This is a genomic window from Salipiger sp. IMCC34102 (assembly GCF_004145405.1).
GTDB lineage: Bacteria > Pseudomonadota > Alphaproteobacteria > Rhodobacterales > Rhodobacteraceae > Loktanella.
Genome location: NZ_SELQ01000028.1, coordinates 1 through 748, shown reverse-complemented (window position 1 = coordinate 748; position 748 = coordinate 1). Strand labels below are relative to the sequence as shown.

Genomic DNA, 748 nt, shown 5'->3' with positions numbered 1-748 from the left:
GCGACCAGTCGAAGCCGTCGATCCCGCCATCCCCGGGCCCGTCGTCCTCGGCCCCGCTATCCCGCACATGGCAGCACGCCAGCGCCTCGTTGAGCGCCTCACCCTCCAACACACCGTCGATCACAAGATCGGCAGCGATGAGATCGATCACTTCGCGGTGGTCACGCACCAGAGCGCAAGCCCGGGCGTAGGCAGCCTCGAGGCGGCGGGCGACACGCTCGCGCAGACCTTTGTGGCGGGCGAAGAGTGTTCCCGGATCCTCCTCCGCCCCGCACCAGACGAGGGTGCCGTGACCGCGACCGAGGGCCTCTTCAATCGCCAACCGCGTAGCGCGGGCGAGGTCGGAGTCCGCATCGCCGCCGCAGCGCCCCGACGCCTCGCCGAGGATGACTTCCTCGGCGGCGCGGCCCGCGAGGAGGGTGACGAGGTTGCGCCCGATGTCGGCCGCGGTGCGCGCGTTGGGCCAGTCGGCGAGATCGAGTTCCGCGTGGCTCCCCTGCAGACGGATCGCGTCGATCCTGGCCGTGCGGGTGACGTGGGCGGCGACGGCGCGCCCGGCGGCGTAGGTCGCGATGCGACGCCGCAAGGCGGGCGAGATGGGTAGGCGCCTGCGCGCGAGATCGACCAGCAGATCGTCGAGGGACATCGCCCGTCCCTCGGCCCGGGCCCGACGGCGTGCGGCGGTCACGCGCTCCGCGAGCTGTGCCTGTGTCAGGCCTGCGGCGGCGCGGGCGGCAGGAGCAAGGTC

General features: G+C 72.9%; 1 pseudogene. It reads right to left on the bottom strand.

The window, feature by feature from the left end:
• Positions 1-748, bottom strand: a pseudogene (locus EU805_RS17255) (hypothetical protein); the annotation flags it as partial.